Here is a 24956-nt window from a genome sequence, read left to right as displayed (position 1 = left end):
TCATGTCCTGGTCGCGCAAGCTCTCGTGCCGCGTGGACGAGACCCGCGAGGCGGTCCGCGCGGCGCGGGAGCACCAGCGGTACTACAAGGCCAACAAGAAGCGCCTCAACGCCGAGTACAAGGCCGCGCAGAAGGCCGGGGAGATCCCCGCGAACGCGGTCGTCGGCGGCAACGGCTTCGGCCTGCTGCCGTGGCTGCTGCTGGGGATGGGCGCCTTCTCCAACCTCTTCCATGGCGAGACCCCGAACGCCTGGATCGGCGGCCTCGGGCTGCTCACCTTCAACTCGCTCTACATCTACGTGGCCTTCCGCGCCTTCCACCAGAAGACCCGGGATGCGCTCTCCACCCGGGTGGCGCTGGTCGTGCTGGGGCTGGTGACCTGCGCTCTGGCCCTGGGATACGGCGGCAACTGGCTGCTGTTCTTCCCGCTGTTCGGGCTCGCGACCGGTGCGGTGGTGCGGCTGCCGCATCTGCGCTGGGTCGGCATGGTGGTGACCGTGGTCGCCGGGGCAGCCTCCGTGTTCCGCGACGGCTGGGGCGGCCTCGACACCGCGTACGCCACATGGATCTCCACGATGGTGACGGCCGCGATCATGTCCCTCACCGAGGCGGTACGGCAGCTGCGGGAGGCCCGTGAGGAACTGGCCCGGCGTGCGGTGGAGGAGGAGCGGCTCCGCTTCTCCCGCGACCTGCACGATCTGCTGGGCCACACGCTCTCGGTGATCGTGGTCAAGTCCGAGGCGGCCCGCCGGCTGGCCCCGCGCGACCTGGACGCGGCGCTCCTCCAGGTCACCGACATCGAGTCCGTCGGCCGCCAGGCCCTCACGGAGATCCGCGAGGCGGTGACGGGCTACCGCGAGGGCAGCCTCACCACCGACCTCGACCGAGCCACCTCGGCCCTCCGCGCCGCCGGCATCGAACCCACCGTCCACCGCTCCGGCCCACCCCTCGCCGCCCAGACGGAGACCCTGCTCGGCTGGGTGGTCCGCGAGGCGGTGACGAACACCGTGCGGCACAGCGGGGCGGGGCGGTGCGAGATCTCGGTGGCGGGGTCGGCGGAACGGGTGCGGTTGCGGGTTTGGGACAACGGGCGGGGGGTGGGGGCGGAGCCGGTGGTGGGTTCGGAGCCGGTGGTGGGTTCGGGGCAGCTCTTGGGGACAGCTGCCGTCACTCAGGCGGCGGAGGGGACTGATGCGGGGCCGGCCGCGGTCACCAGGTCCTACGAGTCCACCGGGTCCACCGCACCCACCGCACCCCCCCCACCCACCACACCCACCGCCCAAACGGTCACCAACGAGTACGACAGCACCGACCCCCCGTCCCCCGTAATCGGCGGCACCGGTCTCAAAGGTCTCGCCGAGCGGCTGGCCGCGGCGGGCGGGCGGTTGGAGGCCGGGCCGGGTCCACGGGGCGGGTTCGTGGTGCGGGCCGAGCTGCCGGTCGAGTCGGTGGAGCCGGCGAGGGGCGAGGAGTCGGTGGGAGCCGGTCGAGGCGTCCGGGCCGGTGACGCGGCGGGGTGACCCGGGAAGGACCACCGACTCGACGGCCCTGCCCACTCCGTCACTGAGTCTCACCACCAGCACTTCCGCACACCCGCACTCCCCCACTCTTCAGTTCTCAAGGACCACGCGCTCCAAGCACACCGCGCCACACCGCCCCGCACCCCCCGGCCCCCTACTCTTGGCCCGTGAACGAGATGCCCCGGGATCACCGCCCCTCCAGATCCATCCGTGTGCTGCTCGCCGAGGACCAGGGCATGATGCGGGGCGCGCTCGCCCTGTTGCTCGGTATGGAGCCGGACATCCAGGTGGTGGCTCAGGTGGCCGCCGGGGACGCGATCGTGGACGCCGCTCTCACGCACCGGCCGGACGTGGCGCTGCTCGACATCGAGTTGCCCGGGAAGAGCGGTCTGGACGCCGCCGCCGAGCTGCGGGACGAGGCGCCGGACTGCCGGGTGCTGATCCTGACGACCTTCGGCAGGCCCGGCTATCTGCGCCGGGCGATGGAGGCGGGGGCCGCCGGCTTCCTCGTGAAGGACGGCCCCGTGGAGGAGCTGGCCGCCTCGATCCGCCGGGTGCTGACCGGTGAGACGGTGGTCGACCCCGCGCTCGCCGCGGCCGCCCTCAGCGCCGGCCCGAACCCCCTCACCGCCCGGGAGTGCGACGTCCTCAAGGCGTCCACGGACGGCGCGACGGTCGCCGACATCGCCGCCAAGCTGCACCTCTCGGAGTCCACCGTCCGCAACTACCTCTCCTCCGCCATCGGCAAGACCGGCACCCGCAACCGCATGGAGGCCGTCCGCCAGGCCCGGCAGCAGGGCTGGCTGTGAGCGCCTGCCGCGATCACCCTCGGCCCTGCCCTGATCGCCCTCAGCCCCGCCTGCCTGATCGCCCCTACTTGATCACCTCCGCCGACTTGTACTCCGCTCCCTTCGGCGCCACGCACACGAACCAGTCGTAGGGCGAGCCGTCCGGCGTGCGGATCACCGGGTCGTCCGAGGCCGTCTCCGTGCCCGCGGGGGCCCGCTCCACCACCGTCGCCGTCTCGTTCGTCCAGGTGCAGTTGACGCGCTCGGCGGTCCTGGCGACGTACCCGATGACGAGACGTACGTCCGCCTTGGCGTCGGGCCGGAGGGGCAGGGAGCCGGAGATGAGGTCGGTGCCGGTCATGGTGTCCGACTTCGGGACGGTGTTCTCCATGACCTTCGTCGTCTCGTCGCCGTAGCCGCGGTACACGAAGTAGCTGATCTTGCCGACCAGTTCGGAGGCCTTGCCGATCTCCGGGGACTCGCCGCGCTCGGCCATCGCGGCGCGCTGGGAATCGGCCTCCTTCCGGTCGCGAGGTGCGTCCCAGACGTCGATGACGACCCGCCACCGCTTGCCGTCGTCGGTGCCGGACGCCAGCGTGGTGCGGTGCGGCCTGGTCTCGAAGCCGTCCGGCAGGGGCGTACCCGGCTGGGTGGCCGCGGGTGCCACCCGTCCCCCGTCCCCGCCCGGCAGCCCCGCCACCGCGAGGGTCGCCGAGGAGCCCGCGAGCACCAGTGCCGTGGCCGCCGCGACGGCCCAGCGACGGGCCCGGCGCCTGCGGCCGCCGCGGATCACCGACTCGTAGGGGGCTATACCGATCTCAACCTCGTCGGCGGCGTCGGCCAGCAGGAGGGCGATGTCGCCGTTGCTCATGTCGTGGTTCTCCCGGTCCGCGCTCATCACTTCCGCCCTCCCTGCGTCACCATGTCGGCCAGTCCGGGTATGGCGCGAAGTTTCGCGATCCCCTTGGCCGCGTTGCTCTTCACCGAGCCGACCGAGCAGCCCATCGCCTCGGCCGTCTGGGTCTCGGTGAGGTCCTCCCAGTACCGCAGGACCACCGCCTCCCGCTGCCGGGGCGGCAGTTGGGCCAGCGCTCCGAGCAGAGCGCTGCGGTCCTCGGCCTGGCTGATGCGGTCACCGGTGTCGGCGATCTCGCGCGCCAGTCCCGAGTCGTCCTTGGGCGCCAGGAACTCCCTGAGCCGCCTGCGGTGCTTGCGCGCGTGTGCGTTGATCATCACGCGCCGTACGTACGCCTCCGGATCGTCCGCCGAGCCGACCCTGCGCCAGGCCACATAGGCCTGTTCGAGCGTCGACTGGACGAGGTCCTCCGCGGCGTGCTGCTCCCCCGTGAGGAGAAATGCCGTCCGCATCAGCCGCGGCCAGCGGCCGATGACAAAGCTCTGGAACTCCTCGTCCCGAGCCTGTTTCCGATCCCCCATGGGCACCTCCTAGATGTCTAAAGGAGTCCATGAGCGGCCCGGACCGTTGCCTCACATCACCGAAATTCTCCGTGGCAGCCACACCAGCATGAGCAGCACCCCGGCCACCAGCACCCCGGTCCCCACCCGGAACGCCAGCGCGTACCCCTCCGTCAGCGCCGCCGCCGACCCTCCGCCCCCCGTCCGGGCCGCGGCCAGCGTCGACAGCACCGCGAGCCCCAGTGAGCCGCCCATCGTGCGGGAGGTGTTGACGAGCCCGGACACCAGCCCGGCCTCCCCCGGCGCCGCCCCGGAGGTGGCCAGCGAGGCGAGCGGGGTCGAGGCGAGGCCCGCGCCCAGCATCATCAGGATCCCGGGACCCATGATCGAGGTGACGTAGCCGCCGTCCGCGCTCATCGTCGACTGCCAGCCGTACCCGGTGAGCGCGACGAGTGTCCCCAGGACCGCCACCCGGCGGGCCCCGAGCCGGTGCATGAGGCGGGGCGCGAGCTTGGAGCCGAGCACGATCGCGAGCGAGCTGGGCAGCATGGCGAGTCCGGCGTCCAGCGGGGAGTACCCGAGGACGTTCTGGGCGTAGAGCGTGATGAAGTACCAGGTGCAGAACAGGGCGGAGCCGCTGAGGAACATCGCCGCGTTCGCCGACGCCACGGCCCGCACCTTCAGCAGTCCGAGCGGCATCAGCGGGGCGGCCGTACGGGACTCGACGAGCAGGAAGCCGCCGACGAGCGCGAGCCCGACGGCCAGCGGGACCAGGGTGGCAGCCGCCGTCCACCCCTCGGCCTCGGTCTGCGAGATGCCGTACGCCAATACCGCGAGGCCCCCGGTGACCAGCAGGGCGCCGGGCAGGTCCAGGCGCCGTCCGTCGCCGTTGCGGCTCTCGGTCAGCCAGAGGAGCGAGCCGAGCAGGACGACCGCGCCGACCGGCACGTTGATGAGCAGGACCCAGCGCCAGGACAGGGTGTCGACGAGGAGGCCGCCGAAGAAGCCGCCGGCCGCGCCGCCGCCCGCGCCCACGGCGGTCCAGGTGGCGATGGCCCGGGCCCGCGCGGGGCCCTCCGGGACGGCGGAGGTCACGATGGTGAGCGTCGAGGGGGCCAGTACGGCGGCGCCGAGCCCTTGCGCGGCCCGCGCGGCGAGCAGTTCGCCGCCCTGCTGGGCCAGGCCGCCGGCCAGCGAGGCGGCCGTGAACAGGCCGAGGCCGACCAGGAACATCCGCTTGCGGCCGTAGAGGTCACCGGCCCGGCCGCCGAGCAGCATGAACCCGGCGAAGGCGATCGAGTAGGCGTTCACGACCCACTGGAGGCCGGACTGGCTCATGCCCAGGTCGGTGCGTATGGAGGGCAGCGCCACATTGACGACGGACACGTCGAGCACGACCAGGAACTGGCCCGCGCACGCCAGCGCCACCACCAGCCACGCGGGCGGACGCAGGCCGGTACGACGGGATCCGTGGGTGACGCCGGTGGCTTCGAGCATGGCTGTCATGGTCTCAACCCGGGCCGACTTCCCCAAGAGAATATAAAGAAATCGTTAGTACGCCGAAGCATCGGAATAGTTGCCCATGCATACGTAGTTCAGGACACACGTAACCAGAGTCCACGCAGCGCACATCCCGGTGCAGCACCCATCCCGATCTCCAGGCCCGGAGGCCTCCCTCACATGACGCACACGCCGACCGACCAGCCCACCCGGAGAGCGTCCGGCGCTGTCGTCCCGGTGCTCGCCTTCGCGGGCATCGTGGTCGCGGTGATGCAGACCCTGCTCGTCCCGGTCATCAAGGACCTGCCGCAACTGCTGGACACCGAGCCCAGCAACGCCACCTGGGTCCTGACCTCCACCCTCCTCTCGGGCGCCGTCGCCACCCCGATCATGGGCCGCCTCGGCGACCTCTACGGCAAGCGCCGCCTGCTGATCCTCAGCCTCGCCGTGATGGTCGTCGGCGCCCTCGTCAGCGCCCTGACCAGCGATCTCCTCACGATGATCGCCGGCCGCACCCTCCAGGGCTTCGCCATGGGCGCGATCCCGCTCGGCATCGGCCTGATGCGCGACATGCTGCCCCGCGAGAAGCTCGGCTCGGCGATGGCCCTGATGAGCTCCTCGATCGGCGTCGGCGGCGGACTCGCCCTCCCCCTCGCCGCCCTGATCGCCCAGCACGCCGACTGGCACGCCCTCTTCTACGGCGCCGCGGGCCTCGGCGCGCTCTCGATCGTCCTCACCCTCCTCGTCGTACCGGAGTCTCCCGCGCGCGCGGAGGGCACCTTCGACGTCCTGGGCGCGATCGGCCTCTCCATCGGACTCGTCCTCTTCCTCCTGCCGATCACCAAGGGCAGCGACTGGGGCTGGTCCTCCGGCACCACGCTCGGACTCTTCGCGGCCTCCGCGGTCGTCCTCGTCCTGTGGGGCGTCATGGAGCTGCGCCTGAAGGCCCCGCTGGTCGACCTGCGCACCACCGCCCGCCCCGCGGTCCTCTTCACCAACCTGGCGTCGATCATGGTCGGTGTCTCGTTCTACGTCGTCTCGCTCGTCCTTCCCCAGCTGCTCCAGCTCCCGAAGGCGACCGGCTACGGCCTCGGCCAGTCGATGGTCACCGCGGGCCTCCTGGTCGCCCCGCTGGGCCTGACGATGATGTTCACGGCACCGGTGTACGCCCGCCTCTCCGCGAAGTACGGCCCCAAGGTCACCCTCATCCTCGGCATGCTGATCATCGGGATCGGCTACGGCGCCGGCCTGGGCCTGATGAGCGCGGCCTGGCAGAGCCTCGTGATCGCCGTGGTGCTCGGCGCGGGCATCGGCCTCGCCTACTCCTCCCTGCCCGCCCTGATCGTGGGCGCGGTACCGGCGTCGGAGACGGGCGCGGCGAACGGCCTGAACACCCTGATGCGTTCCATCGGTACGTCCGTGTCGAGCGCCGTGATCGGCATGGTGCTGGCGAACACGGCGAACAACGTGGGCGGCGTCGCGATCCCGACCATGCACGGCTTCCGCGTCTCCTTCCTGATCGCGACCGGCGCGGTCGCCGTCGGCCTCCTGATGGCCCTGTTCCTGCCGAAGCCGAACCGTGCGCCGCAGTTGCGCGCGAGCAGCGAGGAGGAGGCCAACCTGGCCCACGCCGAGGAGGTCCTACGGGGCTTCCGCGGGCGCGTCCTCGACGCCTCCGGAGCCCCGGTCGCCCGCGCCAAGGTCACGCTGATCGACCGGCGCGGCCGGCAGGCGGGGGCCACGCTCTCCGACACCGACGGCACCTACGTCCTCGGCGTACCCCGTGAGGGCGCCTACGTCCTCGCGGCCCGCGCCACCGGCCACGGCCCCCTGGCCTCCTCGGCCACCCACACGGGCGACAACCGCCCGATCGACCTGGACCTGGCGCTCCCGAGCGAGACGGTCACGGCCTGACCGGTCCACAGCCGACGCGCCCCCGCCCCGGATCGAGGGCGGGGGCGCGTCGCGTGGGGCGCGAGGATGACCGTAGGGCAGGGGGCCGGGCGTGCGGCTCGCGGTCGCCGAACCCGGGCTGCCGCCCTCGCGAGACCGCCGGTGCCCCCGGCATGCCATCCGCCCACCCCCTGTCCCCCTCCGCAGGACCGTGCGGCAGCATGGGCTCTCCGGAAGGGCGCGGGACACGACGGCGAGACGACGGCCGTACGACGCCCACCCGCACGTACGACCGAGAGGAACCCCATGGCCGCGGCACCCAAGCCCGAGATCCTGGCCGCCTTCGAGGCCGCGAAGGGGTTCATGCCCCTGGGCGAGGGGCTGGCGCTGTACGAAGCGGCCCTGGACGCCGGACGGCTCGGGCTGCCGTTGCTGGAGGTCGGGACGTACTGCGGCCGCTCCGCGATCCTGCTCGGGGACGCGGCCCGGGAGGCCGGGGTGGTGGCGCTGACCGTCGACCACCACCGCGGGAGCGAGGAGCAGCAGCCGGGCTGGGAGTACCACGATCCGGAGACCGTGGACGCCGAGCTCGGTGTGATGGACACGCTCCCGACCTTCCGCAGGACGCTGTACCGGGCCGGGCTGGAGGAGCACGTGGTCGCCGTCGTCGGCCGCTCCCCGCAGATCGCGAAGGTCTGGGGCTCGCCGCTCGGCCTGGTCTTCATCGACGGCGGCCACACCGACGAGCACGCCAACGCCGACTACGAGGGCTGGGCGCCCCACGTCGCCGAGGGCGGCCTGCTCGTCATCCACGACGTGTTCCCGGACCCGGAGGACGAGTTCACCGGCCAGGCCCCCTACCGGATCTACCTACGAGCCCTCGCGTCCGACGCGTTCACGGAGGTCTCGGCGACCGACTCCTTGCGTGTCCTGCGGCGGGTGGGGGCGGGGATCTGAGAGACCGTTGGCCGACGCCTCCCACCCCGCCCGTATCCTCACGCCAGGACTGAACGCAGCGCCCACTCCGCCTGCTGCTCACGCCACCCGTTCAGGTCACAGACCCACCAGATACCTCACGCATGGCGGCATCCGACCGTACGCTCCCCCTCCATCACGTCTTGCACCAATGGGGGAGCAATCATGGCCAATTGGAGACTCGTCGGGGCCATCGCGGCCGCCGTGCTCGTCATCGGCGGCACCGCGACCGCCTGCGGACCCGACAACAGCACGGGCAGCGGGGCCGATTCAACCCCGAGCACGAGCACAAGCACGAGCACGACCACCGGCACGCCGACCGCGAGTACCGCAGCAGGCGCACCGGCCGAGAAGAAGACCGTCCCGAGCTTCGTCGGCAAGGGCCTTCAGTCCGCGCAGGACGAGGCGCAGGCCGCCGGGTTCTACAACCTCGCCTCGCACGACGCCCTCGGCCGCGACCGCTTCCAGGCCTTCGACCGGAACTGGAAGGTCTGCTCGCAGAACCTCGCGGCGGGGAAGACGGTGCCGGTGGACACCCGACTGGACTTCGGCGCGGTGAAGTTGGAGGAGGACTGCCCCGCGAAGGATCAGAACGGACCGACGGCAGCCGGCGCGGCGATGCCCGACTTCAAGGGGAAGTCCGTCAAAGCCGCCCGTGCCGCGCTCGACTCAAGTACCTCCATCACGGTGAAGGACGCAACGGGCGACGACCGGCTGGTCCTCGTGGAGTCGAACTGGCAGGTGTGCACCCAAAGCCCGAAGGCGGACACCGAGTTGTCGGGCCAGCCGGTGGAATTCACCGCGGTCAAGTACGGGGAGCACTGCCCCTGAGCGCACTCGGGGCTCGGAGCCGCCGAGCGACACGGCTGACCCGAACCTGATCGCTGGTCAGGGAGACGGACCCGGACCCTGGTACGGCTGAAGGGTCGGTGTCTGTCGGGTGGCCGCCCATGACGCCAAGAGCGTCAGATTGTCAGCGGTCGGCGTGCCCGCGGGCGCGGTGTAGACGTTGAGGTGCAGGCCTGGTTCGGCGGGCAGTTCCAGGGACTCGACGTCCAAGTCGAGCCGGCCCACGATCGGATGGTGCACCCGCTTGCGTCCGGACCGGTGCAGCCGCACGTCCTGAGACGCCCACCGCTGCCGAAACAGCTCACTGCACGTTGACAGTTCGCCGACCAGGGAGATCAGCTCCTCGTCGTGCGGACTGCGGCCGGCTGCCATGCGCAGCTTCGCGGCCGCGTCACCGGCCACCTGGTCGTAGTCGACAAAGAAATCCCTGGCCGCCTCGGGGTTCAGATAGACGAACCGCGCTGTGTTCGCGGGCCGTCGCGGGTCGGCCAGCACCGGTGAATACAGCGCGCGAGCGAGTTGGTTCATGGCGAGCACGTCATAGCGGCCGTTACCGATCCAGGCCGGCGCACCGGAGATCGCGTCGAGCATCTGCTGCAGCGTCGAGCGCACCGTCATGGCGGGCTTGCGCCGGCGTGGGCTGCGGGGCGCCCTGGATTGGCGCGCGAGGTGGAACAGATGGTCGCGCTCGGCTTCGTCGAGTTGCAAGGCGGAGGCCAACGCGTCGAGCACGCCGTCGGAGGCACCGGCGAGGCCGCCGCGTTCCATGCGTACGTAGTAGTCGACCGATACCCCCGCCAGTAGGGCGACCTCCTCGCGGCGCAGACCCTTGACCCGGCGGTTGCCGCCGTAAGCGGGCAGGCCCGCCTGCTCGGGTGCGATGCGGGCGCGACGTGAGCTGAGGAACTCCCGGATCTCGGTGCGTAGATCCATCACGGTCATCTCCTCACCGTAAGGCCGTCCCGCAGCCTAATGGATGCCCGATGCGGTCGTTGCGGTACCGCCGTCCACCGGGATGATGGCGCCCGTGAGGTAGGACCCGGCCCGGCTGGCGAGAAACACGGCGGCACCCGCCATGTCGTCGTCGCGGCCGAGCCGGCGCAGGGGGGCCGACGCCGCGATCGTGTCGCCGATGGCATCGAGCGTGGAGTCCATCATCTGCGACGGGAACACTCCCGGTGCTACCGCGTTCACCGTGACGTGCTGTGGGCCCAGCTCCCTGGCAAGTACCCGGGTGAGTTGATGGAGTGCCGCTTTGCTGCCGGCGTACGAGTAGTTGGGCGACTGGGCGACGTGGATGGCGGCGATGCTGCCGATGTTGATGATCCGTGCGGGATCATCGGCGGTGCCCGCCTTTCGAAGTGCCGGGAGCAGTGCCTGCACCAGCCAGAACGGCGACTTGAGGTTGAGGTCGAGCACTGCGTCCCAGGCCTCGTCCGGGAACGTCGCCAGCGGCTCGCGCCGCATCGCTCCCGCGTTGTTGACAAGGATGTCCAGACGTTCCGAGTCTGCCAGGACAAGGTCAGCGAGTCGCCGGCACTCGTCGTGCCTGGAAAGGTCGGCGGGGAATGCTCGTACGTCGCCGAATTCGGACAGTAGACGCTGCGCCTCCGCGCACGTGTCCGGGTTGCGTGAGCTGATGACGACGCGGGCGCCCGCCTGGAGAAGGCCGCGCGCAATCATCATCCCAATTCCTCTGGTGCCGCCAGTGACGAGGGCGCGCTTTCCCCTCAGGTCAAAAAGTTCCGTGTGAGTGGTGAACTGATTCTCCGCCACTGCTCTCCGTCCCTTCCGTGGTAAAAGAATGCGCCGACACGGTCGCGTATTCGAGGCAGCTGAATTTAATGATGACGGTAAAGCTGCGGTGCGTTTCCATGGATTGTTGTCGGCGCTTTCGACTCAAGCAGGTTGACAGGCGTGGGGAACGTCGGGGAGACCCTGGTGATACAGGTATTGCCAGACCCCCCTTCCTGCCTGTGGGGGCGAGAAAGACCCGACGCAGCGGTTGACTTGCGGTGTCGGAGCGCAGATCTCGCGGCCGGCCGAGACCGGGAGCCGGTGTTCCCGCCGGCCGCGCCGGCGCCTAGGCTCCTGCGGTTGTCGTGCAGGTCGTGGGAGTGGGGAAGCGTGGAGAAGGCTGAGGCCCGGGAGCTGGTCGAGCGGGCGCGGGGTGCCTGGGAGGCCGAAGAGTGGTTGCGGGCCGCCGAGTTGTACGAGCGGGTGCTTGCGCACTTCCCGGATCTGGAGGTGAGCGCGGTGTGGTGGTACGACGCCGCGCTCGCGCACAAGTTCCTGCGGAACTGGGCCAAGGCGTACGAGCTGGGGCGGGAGGCCGCGGCCCGCTCACCGCGGGGCGAGGGGGATCCGGCGTACTGGAATCTCGGCATCGCCGCGACCATCCAGCGGGACTGGGCCACCGCGCGGGACGCCTGGAGCGGGTTCGGGATCCGGATCCCGGACGGGGAGGGGCAGATCGACGGGGGGTTCGGGCAGGCCTGTGTGCGGCTCGACACCGGCGGTGAGCGCGAGGTCGTATGGATCGAGCGGCTGTGCCCCACCCGCGGCCGGATCGTCAACGTGCCCGTCACCGGCGGCCGGCGCTACGGCGAGGTCGTCGTCCACGACGGCGAACCCAAGGGCGAGCGGGTGGTCGAGGGCTCGACCTACCCCGTCTTCGACGAACTCCTCCTCTTCGAGTCCTCCGAACTGCCCACCCTGGAAGTCACGGTGACCGCGGGCGAGGCGGCCGACCTGGAGGCCCTCGTCGAACTGTTCACCGACCACGACTTCGGCGCCGAACCCGCGAGCAGCGTCCGCATGCTGTGCGCCTGTTGCAGCGAGGGCACCCACGAACAGGAGCGCAGCGTCGGCGCCGGCGCCGGCGCCCAGCAGGTCTCCCTCGCCGCCCCCGAGGAGGAGGCCCGGCGACTGCTGGAGCGGTGGGCGGGGGAGGCGGCGGGCGGACGGAGCTGGAGCGGGCTCGCGGTCGTGGAGGACATGTCGTAGAACCCATGCCGTAGGGCCCGTGTCGTAGAACCCATGCCGTAAGGCCCGTGCCGTAAGGCCCGTGCCGTAAGGCCCGTGCCGTAGGGCCCGTGTCATGGAGCCCCTACCGCCGGCGACCCGATTACTCGTCCGGCTCCGTGAGGTCGATCAGCCGGCACACCGTCTCGATGTCTATCTTCACCTGGGCGATCGAGGCGCGGCCGGAGAGCCAGGTGATCAGGGCCGAGTGCCAGGTGTGCTCGATGACCCGGACCGCGGAGAGCTGCTCGGGGGTCGGGTCCTGGAGGCCCATCGCGTCCAGGACGATCAGCGTGGTCTGGTGGGAGACCTGGTCGACTTCCGGGCTCACGCTGCGGTCCGCGAAGGTCAGCGCCCTGACCATCGCGTCCGCGAGATGCGGCTCGCGCTGGAGCGCGCGGAAGGCCCGCATCAGCGTCTCCGCGACCCGCTCCGCCGCCGTCTCGCCCTGCGGCGGCTTCTTGCGGAGCGTGCCGTGCATGTGTTCCAGCTGGTCCTGCATGGTCGCGACCAGCAGATGGATCTTGGACGGGAAGTACCGGTACAGGGTGCCGAGCGCGACCTGCGAGGACTCCGCGACCTCCCGCATCTGCACCGCGTCGAACCCGCCCCGGCTCGCCAGCTGCGCGCTCGCGTGCAGGATGCGGCGGCGCCGCGCCTCCTGCCGCTCGGTCAGCGGCGCGGAGTCGGGTCGCGGGGTACTGGCTTCCACTCTGGGCGGCTTGGACACCTTGTCCACCTTGGGTTCCGTGACAGTCGGTGAGGGGGTGTGATCACGTGTGATCACTCAGCATGGCAGGGCGTGCGCCGTGGCGTGAATCACCTGATCCACTGCTCACAGGTGTCCTACCTGCCGGTAGATTCAGAGCCTCCCGGACGATCAAGTCTGAAACTTGTTCTAGATTAGCGTCCCGGCGTAATCTCGCGGGACAGTGCAGGCAGAAGGGGGCCCAGAGTGACCGCTGAGGCCAGTCAGGCGGGGTCTTCCGAGGACCTGGCCGCTGACGGCGAGCGACCGCTCCGTATCGCGCTCCTCACCTATAAGGGGAACCCGTTCTGCGGGGGCCAAGGGGTCTACACACGGCACCTCTCGCGCGAACTGGCCCGCCTCGGCCACCGGGTCGAGGTCATCGGCTCCCAGCCGTACCCCGTCCTCGACGAGGGCGTACCGCTCACGGAGCTGCCCAGCCTCGACCTGTACCGCTCCCCGGACCCCTTCCGGACCCCGAAACGCGACGAGTACCGGGACTGGATCGACGCGGTCGAAGTCGCCACGATGTGGACCGGCGGCTTCCCCGAACCGCTCACCTTCTCCCTGCGGGCCCGACGTCATCTCCGGGCCCGCCGTGGTGAGTTCGACGTGGTGCACGACAACCAGACCCTGGGCTACGGCCTGTTGGGCGACGTCGGCGCCCCGCTGGTGACCACCATCCACCACCCCATCACCGTGGACCGGCAGTTGGAGCTGGACGCGGCCGAGGGCTGGCAGCAGCGGCTGTCCAAGCGCCGCTGGTACGCCTTCACGCGCATGCAGAAGCGGGTGGCCCGCCGGCTGCCTTCCGTGCTCACCGTCTCCGGCACCTCCCGCCAGGAGATCGTCGACCACCTCGGGGTCCGTGACGGCCGTATCCACGTCGTCCACATCGGCGCGGACACGGACCTGTTCAAGCCGGATCCGTCGGTGCCGGTGGTACCCGGCCGGATCGTCACCACCTCCAGCGCCGACGTCCCGCTCAAGGGCCTGGTCTTCCTCGTCGAGGCGCTGGCGAAGGTACGCACCGAACACCCCGGCGCGCATGTCGTGGTCGTCGGCAAGCGACCCACCGAGGGTCCCGTCGCCGCCGCGATCGAGCGCTACGGCCTCGAAGGCGCCGTCGACTTCGTCAAGGGCATCTCGGACGCCGAACTGGTCGACCTGGTCCGCTCGGCGGAGGTCGCCTGCGTACCGTCGCTCTACGAAGGCTTCTCCCTCCCGGCCGCCGAAGCCATGGCGACCGGCACCCCCCTGGTCGCGACGACGGGCGGCGCGATCCCCGAGGTGGCCGGCCGCGACGGCGAGACCTGCCTCGCGGTGCCCCCCGGCGACTCCGGCGCCCTGGCGGTGGGCCTCGGCCGCCTCCTCGGCGACCCGGACCTCCGCTCCCGTCTCGGAGCGGCGGGCCGCGCCCGCGTACTCGCCCACTTCACCTGGGCCCGCGCCGCCGAGGGAACGGCGGCGCGGTACCGGGAGGCCATCGCGGCAACGGTGACGGGGTCCGCACGCCGAGCGACGGCGCCGGGACGGGGGGCGGTCCCGGGCCACGGCGGCACGGACGCGGCCCCGGCGGGCATACAGCTTCCGGTCCCGGCCCGGGGCGCGGTACCCGAGCACGGCGACGCGGACGAGGTCCCGGCCGGCATCCAACTCCCTGTCCCGGCCCGGGGCGCGGTACCGGACCACGGCGGCGGGGACGAGGTCCCGGTCGGCAATCAGCTCGCGGCTCCGGTCCGGGGCGCGGTGCCGGAGGGCGGCCGTGCGGACGCGACCCCGGACGCCAACCAACTCACGGGCCCGTCTCCGGTTCGGGGCGGGGTGTCGGAGCACGGCCGTGCGGACACGGACCCGACCGGTATGCAGCTCGTGGCCCCGTCCCACAGCCAACTCCCGGACCACGGCGGTACGGACACGGACCCAACCGGCAACCAGCTCGCGGGCCCGACCCCGGTCCAGGGCGCGGTGCCGGACCACGGCCGCCCGGACGCGACCCCGGACGCCGACCCGCTCACGGCCTCGGCCCCGGCCCGCCATCACCTCCAGGACCACGGCCGCGCGGACGCAGACCCGGCCCGCAACCCGCTTCCCGGCCACGGCCGTTCCGCCGCCCCCGGAGGCCGGGAGGCGGAAGCCGTGGGGGGTGTCGGGGAGACGGGTGCCGCCGCCTCCGCGACCTCTAAGACCGCTGCCCCCGCAGCCTCCACCAGTGACACCGGTGTCTATCCCGAAAGCAGGGCCACGTGCTGACCGTCGACTTCTCCCGGTTCCCGCTCGCGCCGGGTGACCGCGTTCTGGACCTCGGCTGCGGGGCCGGCCGGCACGCGTTCGAGTGTTACCGGCGTGGTGCGCAGGTCGTGGCCCTGGACCAGAACGCCGACGAAATCCGCGAGGTCGCGAAGTGGTTCGCGGCGATGAAGGAGGCCGGTGAGGCGCCCGAGGGTGCCACCGCCACCGCGATGGAGGGGGACGCGCTCGCCCTTCCCTTCCCGGACGAGTCCTTCGACGTCGTCATCATCTCCGAGGTGATGGAGCACATCCCCGACGACAAGGGCGTACTCGCCGAGATGGTCCGGGTGTTGAAGCCCGGCGGCCGGATCGCCATCACCGTCCCGCGCTACGGCCCCGAGAAGGTCTGCTGGGCCCTCTCCGACGCCTACCACGAGGTCGAGGGCGGCCACATCCGCATCTACAAGGCGGACGAACTGCTCGCGAAGATCCGGGAGGCCGGGCTGAAGCCGTACGGCACCCATCACGCGCACGCGCTGCACTCGCCGTACTGGTGGCTGAAGTGCGCGTTCGGCGTCGACAACGACAAGGCGCTGCCGGTGCAGGCGTACCACAAGCTGCTGGTCTGGGACATCATGAAGAAGCCGCTGGCCACGAGGGTCGCCGAGCAGGCGCTCAACCCGCTGATCGGCAAGAGCTTCGTGGCGTACGCGACCAAGCCGCACCTGCCCGCCGTCTCCGCGGTGTCCGCCGTGTCCTCCGTGGACGCGCGGTGACGACTCCGCGAACCGAACACCTGGTCCTGCCCGGGGTGTTGACCGCCGAGCAGGCCGCCGCGACCGTCGCCGGGATCCTGGCCGTGCAGCGGGAGGACGGGGCGATCCCGTGGTTCCGGGGGCACCACCTGGACCCGTGGGACCACACCGAGGCCGCGATGGCCCTGGACGCGGCGGGCGAGCACGAGGCCGCCGACCGGGCCTACGACTGGCTCGCCCGGCACCAGAACGACGACGGTTCCTGGTACGCGGCCTACCAGGACGGGGACTTCGCGGAGGTCACCGACCGGGGGCGCGAGACCAACTTCGTCGCCTACATCGCCGTAGGAGTGTGGCACCACTACCTCTCCACCGGCGACGACACGTTCCTCGACCGGATGTGGCCTGCGGTCTACGCGGCGACGGAGTTCGTGCTCGGGCTCCAGCAGCCGGGCGGGCAGATCGGGTGGAAGCGGGAGGACGACGGCAGGGACGTCCCCGACGGGCTGCTCACCGGTTCGTCGTCGATCCACCACGCGCTGAGGTGCGCGCTCGCCATCGCCGAACAGCGTGAAGAGGCGCAGCCGGACTGGGAGTTGGCCCTCGGCGCCCTGCGGCACGCGATCCGCCGCCACCCCGAGCGCTTCCTCGACAAGGACCGCTACTCGATGGACTGGTACTACCCGGTCCTGGGCGGCGCGTTGACCGGCACGGAGGCCAAGTCCCGTATCGAGGAAGGCTGGGAGCAGTTCGTCGTGCCCGGTCTCGGTGTGCGCTGCGTCGTCCCCAACCCGTGGGTCACGGGCGGGGAGTCGGCCGAACTCGCCCTCACCCTCTGGGCGATGGGCGAGTCGGACCGCGCGCTGGAGATCCTCCAGTCCATCCAGCATCTGCGGGACGCGGACAGCGGGTTGTACTGGACCGGGTTCGTGTTCGAGGACTCCGCGATCTGGCCGCGGGAGCTGACCACGTGGACCGCGGGGTCGTTGCTGCTGGCCGTCGCCGCGCTGGGGGGACACGAGGCGACCTGTGCGGTGTTCGGGGGCGATCGTCTGCCGACCGGGCTCGACCCGGACTGCTGCGCCTGAGAACACGGTCCTGTCGGTACGTCGGTGGGTGCGGGTCGGGTGTGGCACTCCTCAATGACGATGCGCCCGGTTCGCGATGGCGTGGCCGACGAACAGGTAGACCACCGCTGCCAGACCGTAGCCCGCCACCACTCGGGCCCAGGCCTCGTCGAAGGTGAAGAGGTCGTAGGACCAGCCGGCGAGCCAGCGGGCGGCGTCGTGGATGAACTGCACGAAGTCGTTCGCACGGTTGGCGTCCAGCAGGTACATCAGGATCCACAGGCCCAGGATGAGGGCCATGATGTCGGCGACGATCGCGATGACCGTCCCGGCGGAATTGGCACCACGGCGAGATTCAGTGGACATGGTGTTCGAATGGCCCCGAATTCCCCGTCGAAACCTGCCGTCACGTCCCGCTGTCACGCGTTGAGCTCCGCCAGCACCCGCAGACTGTGCGGATCGGGCGCCAGCGCCAGCAGGTCCGTCACCGGGCCCTTGCGCCACGACTCGAGCCGCTCGGCGATCCGTTCACGCGGGCCGACCAGCGAGATCTCGTCGGCGAAGGCGTCGGGAACGGCGAGCACGGCCTCCTCGCGGCGGCCTTCGAGGAAGAGCCGCTGGATACGGCGGGCCTCCTCCTCGTAGCCCATGCGGGCCATCAGATCGGCGTGGAAGTTGCGGGCCGCGTGGCCCATTCCGCCGATGTAGAAGCCCAGCATCGTCTTGACGGGCAGCAGCCCTTCGGCGACGTCGTCGCACACCCGCACCTGCGCCATGGGTGCGACCAGGAAGCCTTCGGGGGCGTCGGCGAGCGAGGCCTCGTAGACCTCGGGCCGGTTCGGCGACCAGTACAACGGCAGCCAGCCGTCGGCGATCCGGGTCGTCTGGGCGATGTTCTTCGGCCCCTCGGCGCCGAGGAGGATCGGCAGTTCGGCACGGAGCGGGTGTGTGATCGGCTTGAGCGCCTTGCCGAGCCCGGTGCCGTCCGCGCCCCGGTAGGGGTGGGAGTGGAAACGGCCGTCCAGCGCGACCGGCCCCTCCCTCCTGAGCACCTGCCGTACGACCTCGACGTACTCCCGGGTCGCGGTCAGCGGGGACTTGGGGAACGGACGGCCGTACCAGCCCTCCACGACCTGCGGCCCGGACAGCCCGAGGCCGAGCATGACCCGGCCGCCGGAGAGATGGTCCAGGGTCAGCGCGTGCATGGCGGTGGTGGTCGGTGATCGGGCGGCCATCTGCGCAACCGCCGTACCCAGCCTGATCGTCGACGTCCGCGCCGCGATCCAGGTGAGCGGCGTGAACACGTCCGAGCCCCACGACTCGGCCGTCCACACCGAGTGATAGCCGAGCCGCTCGGCCTCCTGGGCCAGCGGCACATGGTCGGGGGAGGGGCCACGGCCCCAGTAACCGAGCGCAAGACCGAGTCGCACGACGCCTCCTGACGGTGTGTCAGCCACCGGGGTTCGCGAATGTACGGCAACGGCCCCTCACCCGGAAGGGCGAGGGGCCGTCGTACGACCTCGAAGGCGCTCAGCCGCGCTGGATGCCGCTCGTGTCCTGGAGCACCCCGCGGCGCCCGTCCTGCGTCTGGGCGACCAGACCCGGACCGCGCTGCTCGACGGCCAAGTACCAGGTGCCCGGCGCGAGTTCGGCGATCGGCGTCGGCGAACCGTCCTCCGCGAACAGCGGCCGCGGCACCGGCACGGCGAACCAGAACGGAGAGAACTCCGCCGCGGGCGGCTGCGGTGCCTGCGGCTGCGCCCCGAACGGCTGCCCGGGCTGCGGCTGTCCACCGTACGGCTGCCCCGGCTGCCCGGGCTGACCCGGCTGCTGCTGGGCACCGGGGTAGCCGTAACCGGTGGGCGGCTGGGCGCCGTAGGGCTGCGGCTGGGGCGGCTTGGGAGCCGGCACCAGACCTGCCTGGAGCGCCGGCACGAGGGGGGTGGCCACCGCGGCGCCGGCCATGAGGAGCGTCGCGACGAAGGAGAGGATCAGGCCGATGCCCGCGCTGATGGTGTCCGAGCTCGAGCCGTAGTCGGCGGCGCTCAGCGGGTCGAAGATGTTCCCGAGCGCGCTCCAGGCGGCGAACATCGTGAACGCGGTGCCCACCTGACCGAGGTCGAGCCCGGCCGGCTTGGGCAGCTGCGGCATGCCGCGCGACACGACGACGAGGGCGGTGCCGATCAGGCCCGCGAGGATGACCCCCATCACGAACGGACCGCTCGCCCAGGCGCTGGGGAGATCGGCGTCGTCGGAGGCCCCGTCGACCGAGTAGAAGTCGAGGAACGACGCGATCAACAGCAAAACCGCTGCCCCGATCAGCACGCCGTCACCTCGAGTGAGGGAGCGGATATTCACTTCAGATCCTTCGTAGGTCGTCTCGTCGTCGGTAGACCCTATCGTCCGCCCTTGCGGAGCGTACGACGGGATCAGAACGCTGATCGTCACCCGCGCAGGAAACTCACGATTCCCTCAGAGATTCCTTGCGCGGCCTTCTGCCGCCAGGCGCCGCTCGTGAGTTGGGCGGCGTCCTTGCTGTCGCGCATGTTGCCGCACTCGATGAACACCTTGGGGACCGTTGACAGATTGAGGCCGCCGAGGTCCGTGCGGGTGACGAGTCCGGTGCCGTCGCCGATGTAGTTGGAGGGTTCGGTGTCCGTCGCGCGGCCGAAGTCGGTCGCGACGAGCCTGCCGAGCGTGGCGGAGGGGGCGACGATGCGGCGGGTGTCGGCGATGCCCTTGTGGACGCGGCCCGGGAGGATGACGTGGTAGCCGCGCTGGCCCGCACCCGCCCCGTCCGCGTGGATCGACACCACCGCGTCGGCCTTCGCGTTGTTGCCGATCCGGGCCCGCTCGTCCACGCAGGGGCCGTAGGGCCGGTCGCCGTCCTGCGTCAACCGCACCGTCGCGCCCTGCTTCTCCAGCAGCGCGCGCAGCCGGTGGGCCACGTCCAGCGTGAACGCGGCCTCCGCGTAACCGGCGTTGGTGGACGTCCCGGTCGTGTCGCATTCCTTGCGGTTGGTGCCGATGTCCACCTTGCGGTTGATCTCGGCCGTGTGCTCGAAGTTGGTGAGGTTGTGACCGGGGTCGATGACGACGACCTTGCCCTTGAGCGGGGTGGCGGGTTCCTTGTCGTCGGCGGTGGTCGAGGAGGCGGTCGGGGGAGCGCTCGGCGAGACGGCCGGGGGAGCGCCGGCCGGCGACCCGCTGCCGTCGGCCGCCCCGCCCACCCCCTCGTAGACGAGCCACCCGAGCAGCGCGCCCGGCACGAGCACGGCGAGGGCGACGGTCAGCGGGCGGCGCCGGGAGCGGCGGGGCTGGGGAGGACCGAAGTCGGGGCCTGCGTACGACACGTCTGCCACCCTAGCTGCCGTCCAGGGCGTCGACCGGGTCCGTGGGTCCGGTGGGATGACGTGCCGGGCCGGTGGCCTCCTCGGCGCGCCGGGCCAGGACGATGCCGTGCGCCTGCCGACGCGTACAGCCTGCCGGTGCCGATGAGTGCCGGCCGCGGTGCGTGGGGGAAAGGGCGCGCTCGCCGATTTTCCCGCTCTCGGGCTGGTCGATGGACACGGCGCCACGAGCCGGCCTGCGCGGAAGATGCCGAAGTGTTCGGATTTCGGCAGCCAGGTCAGACCGGCCGAGGTGACGCCGAAGGGATCGTCGCCGTCGCCGAGGATCTGCTCCTGGTCCGCCTTCGTGTACTGAGGGAGCCGCACTACGGCTGGTGCGGCGGAGGATCGATGGTCCGTCATTCCCACACCCTGGTCCCCCGCCGGGCACCGCCCAAGACCGCTCCCCCTACTCCTCCGGCGGAAACACCGGCTCCCCGCTCCCCAGCAGGGAGATCATGATGGCCTCGACCGGACAGTTCTCCGCGGCCGCCAGGACCTTCTCGTTGGCGTCGGTCTCCGCGTCCGCGGGGTGGGACTGGCGGGCCGTGTCGAGGTGGAAGCCGTCCGGGGCGGTGTGGACGCACTGGGCGGAGCCGATGCAGAGGGAGCGGTCGACCTCGATGTGCCAGCGGTCTCCCATCGGGTCAGGCCTCCCAGCCGGCCGGGAGGTGGATCATCTTGTGCTCCAGGTACTCGCCGTAGCCCTCCGGGCCGAACTCCCTGCCCAGGCCCGAGTTCTTGTAGCCGCCGAACGGGCCGAGCATGTCGAGGCTGAAGGTGTTGACCGAGTACGTGCCGGTGCGGACCTGCTTCGCGATCTCGATGCCGTGGGCCGTGTCGGCCGTCCACACGCTGCCGGAGAGGCCGTAGTCGGAGTCGTTCGCGATCTTCACCGCCTCGGACTCGTCGCCGTACGGCAGCAGGCAGATCACCGGGCCGAAGATCTCCTCCCGCGCGATCCGCATGGAGTTGTCGACGTCCCCGAAGAGCGTCGGCTCGACGTACCAGCCGCGGTCCAGACCGGCGGGGCGTCCACCGCCCGTGAGGATCTTCGCGCCCTCCTCCTGGCCGATCCTGATGTAGTCGAGGTTGCGCCGCTGCTGGCGTTCCGCGACCAGCGGGCCCACCTGGGTCGCCGGGTCCAGCGGGTCGCCCACGACCAGTGAACTCGCCGCCGCCGCAAGGGCTTCGGCGAACTCGTCGTAGCGGGAGCGGGGCAGCAGGATGCGGGTCTGGGCCACACAGGCCTGTCCGTTGTTCATCCAGGCCGACGGGACGATCCCGGCCACGGCCGCCTCGACGTCCGCGTCCGGCAGCACGACCGCGGCCGACTTGCCGCCCAACTCGAGTGTCACGCGCGTGAGATTGCGTGCCGCGACCTCCATCACGCGCTTGCCCGCGCCCACCGAGCCGGTGAAGGAGACCTTGTCGATGCCCGGGTGCCCGACCAGGTACTCGCTGACCTCGCGGTCGGCCGGGAGGATGGACAGGACGCCCTCCGGCAGCCCGGCCTCCTTCGTGATCTCGGCCAGGATGTACGCGTCCAGCGGCGACTCGGGCGACGGCTTGAGCACCACCGTGCAGCCGGTCAGCAGCGCGGGCGCGAGCTTGGCGGCGGCCACGAACTGCGGGACGTTCCAGGGGACTACGGCCGCCACGACCCCCACCGGTTCACGGCGCACGAGGATGCGGCCGAGGACTCCGTCGCGCTGCTCCTCGTAGGTGAAGTCGCGTGCGACCGTGATCGCCGTGTCCCAGACCATCATCGCGCCGAGGGCCTGGGCGAGGACGCTCCAGGAGTACGGGGAGCCGTTCTCGGAGGAGATCACGCGGGCGATCTCCTCGTGCCGTATCGCGATGGCGTCCTTGATCCTGGTGACGACCTCGATGCGCTCGTCCAACGACATGCGCGGCCAGGGGCCTTCGTCGAAGGCGGTGCGCGCGGCGGCGACGGCCGCGTCCACGTCCGCCCGGGAGGCGTACGGGACCCGTCCGATGACCTCCTGGGTGTGCGGGGAGATCACCTCGATGACGTCCTTGCCCAGGGGGTCGGTCAACTCCCCGCCGATGAACAGCTGTCCGTGTTCCACGAGCTCGGCCATGGCGACTGCCTCCCTGGGGCGGCTTACTGACGATCCATCAGATACGGAACTGATACCAGTTCCACTCGGAGGAGTCCACGGGCCGCACACCACGGCTGTTGGTGACCTCGGGCTACCGTCGAAACCCGTTCTAGTTATAGTGGCCGGGACGCGGGGATTGGGGAGCTCATGGCGCAGGTGTACGACCACGGCGGCGGTGTCCGGTCCGTTCAGGTGCCGATCCCCGACAACCCCCTCGGCCACACGCTGGTGTACGTCGTCGAGACCGACCGGGGTCCGGTGCTGGTCGACACCGGCTGGGACGACCCGGCCTCCTGGGACACCCTCGCCGAGGGACTGACCGCGTGCGGCACCGACGTCAGCGAGATCCACGGGGTCGTCGTCACCCACCACCACCCCGACCACCACGGCCTCTGCGGGCAGGTGCGCGAGGCGTCCGGCGCCTGGATCGCGATGCACGCGGCGGACTCCGCGATCGTACGGCGCACCCGCGAGACCCGGGCCGAGCGCTGGTTCACCTATATGACGGCCAAGTTGGTGGCCGCGGGCGCCCCCGAGGAGCACGTGGCCCCGCTGCGCACCGCGCGCCGCCGTGAACTCCCGGGCTTCTCCCCCGCGTTGCCCGACCGCGAGATCGTCCCCGGCGAACTCCTCGACCTCCCCGGCCGCAGGCTCCGCGCGATCTGGACCCCGGGCCACACCCCCGGCCATGTCTGCCTGCATCTGGAGGAGGAGCACCCCGCCCGACTCCCGGGCCACGGACGCCTGTTCTCCGGCGACCACCTGCTCCCCGAGATCACCCCGCACATCGGCCTGTACGAGGACCCCGAGGACGCCACCGTCACCGACCCGCTCGGCGACTACCTCGACTCCCTGGAGCGCGTCGGCCGCCTCGCCCCCGCCGAGGTCCTCCCCGCCCACCAGTACGTCTTCACCGACGCGCCCGCCCGGGTGCGGGAGCTGCTCGACCACCACGAGGAGCGCCTCACCGACCTGCGCTCCCTCCTCGCCGAGCCCCTCACCCCCTGGCAGCTCGCCGAGCGCATGGAGTGGAACCGCCCCTGGGAGCAGATCCCCTACGGCTCCAGGAACATCGCGGTCTCGGAGGCCGAGGCCCACCTGCGCCGCCTGGTGAAGCTGGGCCGCGCGGAGGCGGTACCGGGCAGCGACCCGGTGACGTACGTGGCGGTCTGAGCGCACGGGCGGCTCACAGCCGGTTCCGTACGGGCGAGTAGAGTGGCCAGGTCGTATCACACCCGTACAGGGGGAAGCCGGTGCAAATCCGGCGCTGACCCGCAACCGTAAACCGCCCAAGAGGCGGTGAGCCGGACTGCCCCGTACGGTTCGTGACCGGCTCACGTGCATCGGCGACCGGCCGGTGCGCGGCACCGTCGAGGTATACGGAGCCGAGCCGCCCGGGGGTCCTCCCGTGCTGCCCGGCTCTCCGCAGGGAGAAGGGCAACCGCCGATCATGTACGTCCGCCGCAGCGCCGCGGTCCTGGCCGCCACCGTCGTGATCGGCACGGCCGCGCCCGCCGTCGCCGCCTCACCGTCCCCCTCCCCGTCGCCATCCCTGCCCTCCGCGCTGTACGGCAGCGGCGACCCCACGTACGACGGGGTGTGGCGGCAGTCCCTCGCCCTGATCGCCCAGCACCGGGTGGACGTGCGGCCGCCCGCCGCGGCCGTCGACTGGCTGGCCGGCCAGCAGTGCGCGAGCGGGGCGTTCGCGGCGTTCCGGGCGGCCCCCGCCAAGGCCTGCGACGCCAAGGTCATGGTCGACACCAACAGCACGGCCGTCGCCGTCCACGCCCTGGCCGCGGCCGGCGGACACGGCGGCGCGGTCACCAAGGCGGTGGCCTGGCTCAGGTCCGTCCAGAACAAGGACGGCGGCTGGGGCTACGCGCCCGGCGGGGCCAGCGACGCCAACTCGACGTCCGTCGTGATCGGCGCGCTCGTCACCCAGGACACCCCCGTGCCGAAGATCCGCACCGGCGGAAAGTCGCCCTACGACGCCCTGCTGAAGCTCTCCCTGCCGTGCGCCGACGGGGGCGCGTTCGCCTACCAGCCCGACAAGCAGGGCAAGCTCACGGCCAACGCGGACGCGACGGCGGCAGCGGTCGTCGCCGCGTCCGGGATGGGCTCCCTGACGGCGCGGGCCGGCGACCGGGGGCAGAGCACGTGCGCCGACGCGCCGGACCTCACCCCGGCGCGGGCCGCGGCCAACGGAGCCTCCTACCTGGCGAAGGCGGTCGCCGAGAACGGCCACCTGATCTCCACGCTCCCCGGCTCCGAGAACCAGCCCGACTACGGCAACACGGCCGACGCGGTCGTGGCGCTCGCCGTGCAGGGCGGCACCGAGGCCGCGCGCGGGCCCCTGGACTGGCTGGAGCGGAACTCCGCGAAGTGGGCCGCGCAGGGCGGTCCCGCGGCGTACGCCCAACTGATCCTCGCCGCCGACGCGGGCGGCGCCGACCCGAGCGACTTCGGCGGCACGGACCTGGTGAAGCGGCTGACCGCGTCGGGCCCGGCACCGGCCAAGGCGTCCGAGGCGGCCAAGGCGTCCGAGGACGACGACTCCGACGGCTCCGGCACCTCCGTGTGGTGGACAGTCGGCGCGGGTCTCGCCGCCGGTGCGGGCATCGGTTTCCTCATCAGCGCCCGGAACAAGAAGAAGCGGCAGCCGTGACGCCCCGCC

General features: G+C 71.4%; 24 protein-coding genes and 1 riboswitch. Of the genes, 11 read left to right on the top strand and 13 right to left on the bottom strand.

What is annotated here, in order from left to right; all coding sequences use genetic code 11:
- Positions 1 to 2 precede the first annotated feature (2 nt).
- On the top strand, positions 3 to 1520 hold the full coding sequence (locus tag G3I78_RS26695) for a histidine kinase (protein WP_164428923.1): 1518 nt from the start codon (positions 3 to 5) through the stop codon (positions 1518 to 1520).
- Positions 1521 to 1696: 176 nt separating this feature from the next.
- On the top strand, positions 1697 to 2329 hold the full coding sequence (locus tag G3I78_RS26690) for a response regulator transcription factor (RefSeq protein ID WP_164428998.1): 633 nt from the start codon (positions 1697 to 1699) through the stop codon (positions 2327 to 2329).
- Positions 2330 to 2393: 64 nt separating this feature from the next.
- Here G3I78_RS26690 and G3I78_RS26685 read toward each other — a convergent pair whose 3' ends face one another.
- Genes G3I78_RS26685 through G3I78_RS26675 form a run of 3 tightly spaced genes read right to left on the bottom strand, consistent with a single transcriptional unit; the run spans position 2394 to position 5230 of the window.
- Entirely contained in the window at positions 2394 to 3206 is an 813-nt protein-coding gene (locus tag G3I78_RS26685; protein WP_203615542.1) for a hypothetical protein, read from the bottom strand.
- On the bottom strand, positions 3206 to 3745 hold the full coding sequence (locus tag G3I78_RS26680; protein WP_164428919.1) for a SigE family RNA polymerase sigma factor: 540 nt from the start codon (positions 3743 to 3745) through the stop codon (positions 3206 to 3208). Before G3I78_RS26680 ends, G3I78_RS26685 begins: the two co-directional genes overlap by 1 nt.
- A gap of 51 nt (positions 3746 to 3796) precedes the next feature.
- On the bottom strand, positions 3797 to 5230 hold the full coding sequence (locus G3I78_RS26675) for an MFS transporter (RefSeq protein WP_164428917.1): 1434 nt from the start codon (positions 5228 to 5230) through the stop codon (positions 3797 to 3799).
- 174 nt (positions 5231 to 5404) lie between these two features.
- On the opposite strand from G3I78_RS26675, the gene G3I78_RS26670 reads away from it, so the two are divergent.
- The 3 genes from G3I78_RS26670 to G3I78_RS26660 all read left to right on the top strand — a co-directional run bounded on the left by G3I78_RS26670 (position 5405) and on the right by G3I78_RS26660 (position 8923).
- Entirely contained in the window at positions 5405 to 7138 is a 1734-nt protein-coding gene (locus G3I78_RS26670; RefSeq protein ID WP_164428915.1) for an MFS transporter, read from the top strand.
- Positions 7139 to 7423: 285 nt separating this feature from the next.
- Positions 7424 to 8074 carry a class I SAM-dependent methyltransferase gene (locus tag G3I78_RS26665; RefSeq protein ID WP_164428913.1) on the top strand — a complete coding sequence of 217 codons (651 nt, stop codon included), beginning with the start codon at positions 7424 to 7426 and terminating at the stop codon, positions 8072 to 8074.
- A gap of 183 nt (positions 8075 to 8257) precedes the next feature.
- Complete coding sequence (locus G3I78_RS26660) at positions 8258 to 8923, top strand: PASTA domain-containing protein (protein ID WP_164428912.1); 666 nt, start codon at positions 8258 to 8260, stop codon at positions 8921 to 8923.
- A gap of 57 nt (positions 8924 to 8980) precedes the next feature.
- Here G3I78_RS26660 and G3I78_RS26655 read toward each other — a convergent pair whose 3' ends face one another.
- Entirely contained in the window at positions 8981 to 9874 is an 894-nt protein-coding gene (locus G3I78_RS26655; protein ID WP_203615579.1) for a helix-turn-helix transcriptional regulator, read from the bottom strand.
- A 36-nt stretch (positions 9875 to 9910) separates the two neighbouring features.
- A complete protein-coding gene (locus tag G3I78_RS26650) occupies positions 9911 to 10717 on the bottom strand; it encodes an SDR family oxidoreductase (RefSeq protein ID WP_164428908.1) in 807 nt (268 codons plus the stop codon).
- A 351-nt stretch (positions 10718 to 11068) separates the two neighbouring features.
- Here G3I78_RS26650 and G3I78_RS26645 point away from each other — a divergent pair, with 351 nt between their 5' ends.
- A complete protein-coding gene (locus tag G3I78_RS26645; protein WP_164428906.1) occupies positions 11069 to 11947 on the top strand; it encodes a tetratricopeptide repeat protein in 879 nt (292 codons plus the stop codon).
- 121 nt (positions 11948 to 12068) lie between these two features.
- On the opposite strand, the gene G3I78_RS26640 is transcribed toward G3I78_RS26645, so the two are convergent.
- Positions 12069 to 12704, bottom strand: coding sequence for a TetR family transcriptional regulator (locus tag G3I78_RS26640; RefSeq protein ID WP_343243851.1), 636 nt, complete (start codon positions 12702 to 12704; stop codon positions 12069 to 12071).
- A 216-nt stretch (positions 12705 to 12920) separates the two neighbouring features.
- Here G3I78_RS26640 and G3I78_RS52155 point away from each other — a divergent pair, with 216 nt between their 5' ends.
- Genes G3I78_RS52155 through G3I78_RS26625 form a run of 3 tightly spaced genes read left to right on the top strand, consistent with a single transcriptional unit; the run spans position 12921 to position 16788 of the window.
- A complete protein-coding gene (locus tag G3I78_RS52155; RefSeq protein ID WP_343243850.1) occupies positions 12921 to 14966 on the top strand; it encodes a glycosyltransferase in 2046 nt (681 codons plus the stop codon).
- Positions 14960 to 15721 carry a class I SAM-dependent methyltransferase gene (locus G3I78_RS26630; RefSeq protein ID WP_164428904.1) on the top strand — a complete coding sequence of 254 codons (762 nt, stop codon included), beginning with the start codon at positions 14960 to 14962 and terminating at the stop codon, positions 15719 to 15721. Before G3I78_RS52155 ends, G3I78_RS26630 begins: the two co-directional genes overlap by 7 nt.
- Entirely contained in the window at positions 15718 to 16788 is a 1071-nt protein-coding gene (locus G3I78_RS26625) for a prenyltransferase (RefSeq protein WP_164428902.1), read from the top strand. Before G3I78_RS26630 ends, G3I78_RS26625 begins: the two co-directional genes overlap by 4 nt.
- A gap of 51 nt (positions 16789 to 16839) precedes the next feature.
- On the opposite strand, the gene G3I78_RS26620 is transcribed toward G3I78_RS26625, so the two are convergent.
- The 7 genes from G3I78_RS26620 to G3I78_RS26590 all read right to left on the bottom strand — a co-directional run bounded on the left by G3I78_RS26620 (position 16840) and on the right by G3I78_RS26590 (position 22261).
- A complete protein-coding gene (locus G3I78_RS26620) occupies positions 16840 to 17133 on the bottom strand; it encodes a hypothetical protein (protein ID WP_057615136.1) in 294 nt (97 codons plus the stop codon).
- Positions 17134 to 17186: 53 nt separating this feature from the next.
- Positions 17187 to 18197 (bottom strand): LLM class F420-dependent oxidoreductase, encoded by a 1011-nt coding sequence (locus G3I78_RS26615; protein WP_164428900.1) that lies wholly within the window; start codon positions 18195 to 18197, stop codon positions 17187 to 17189.
- A 100-nt stretch (positions 18198 to 18297) separates the two neighbouring features.
- On the bottom strand, positions 18298 to 19125 hold the full coding sequence (locus G3I78_RS26610; RefSeq protein ID WP_164428898.1) for a hypothetical protein: 828 nt from the start codon (positions 19123 to 19125) through the stop codon (positions 18298 to 18300).
- A gap of 86 nt (positions 19126 to 19211) precedes the next feature.
- On the bottom strand, positions 19212 to 20120 hold the full coding sequence (locus G3I78_RS26605) for an N-acetylmuramoyl-L-alanine amidase (protein ID WP_164428896.1): 909 nt from the start codon (positions 20118 to 20120) through the stop codon (positions 19212 to 19214).
- A 10-nt stretch (positions 20121 to 20130) separates the two neighbouring features.
- On the bottom strand, positions 20131 to 20337 hold the full coding sequence (locus tag G3I78_RS26600) for a hypothetical protein (protein WP_164428894.1): 207 nt from the start codon (positions 20335 to 20337) through the stop codon (positions 20131 to 20133).
- A gap of 228 nt (positions 20338 to 20565) precedes the next feature.
- Positions 20566 to 20799 (bottom strand): ferredoxin, encoded by a 234-nt coding sequence (locus G3I78_RS26595; protein ID WP_164428892.1) that lies wholly within the window; start codon positions 20797 to 20799, stop codon positions 20566 to 20568.
- A gap of 4 nt (positions 20800 to 20803) precedes the next feature.
- On the bottom strand, positions 20804 to 22261 hold the full coding sequence (locus G3I78_RS26590) for an aldehyde dehydrogenase (RefSeq protein ID WP_164428890.1): 1458 nt from the start codon (positions 22259 to 22261) through the stop codon (positions 20804 to 20806).
- 168 nt (positions 22262 to 22429) lie between these two features.
- Here G3I78_RS26590 and G3I78_RS26585 point away from each other — a divergent pair, with 168 nt between their 5' ends.
- Entirely contained in the window at positions 22430 to 23455 is a 1026-nt protein-coding gene (locus G3I78_RS26585; RefSeq protein WP_164428888.1) for an MBL fold metallo-hydrolase, read from the top strand.
- Between the two features lie 12 nt (positions 23456 to 23467).
- Positions 23468 to 23617, top strand: a riboswitch (cobalamin riboswitch).
- A gap of 115 nt (positions 23618 to 23732) precedes the next feature.
- Positions 23733 to 24947 carry a prenyltransferase/squalene oxidase repeat-containing protein gene (locus tag G3I78_RS26580; RefSeq protein WP_164428887.1) on the top strand — a complete coding sequence of 405 codons (1215 nt, stop codon included), beginning with the start codon at positions 23733 to 23735 and terminating at the stop codon, positions 24945 to 24947.
- Positions 24948 to 24956: the final 9 nt, after the last annotated feature.

It is taken from the genome of Streptomyces sp. SID13726 (genome assembly GCF_010548375.1).
Taxonomy (GTDB): domain Bacteria; phylum Actinomycetota; class Actinomycetes; order Streptomycetales; family Streptomycetaceae; genus Streptomyces.
The sequence above is the reverse complement of the archived record's forward strand: the minus strand, read 5'-3'. Positions and strand labels throughout refer to the sequence as shown.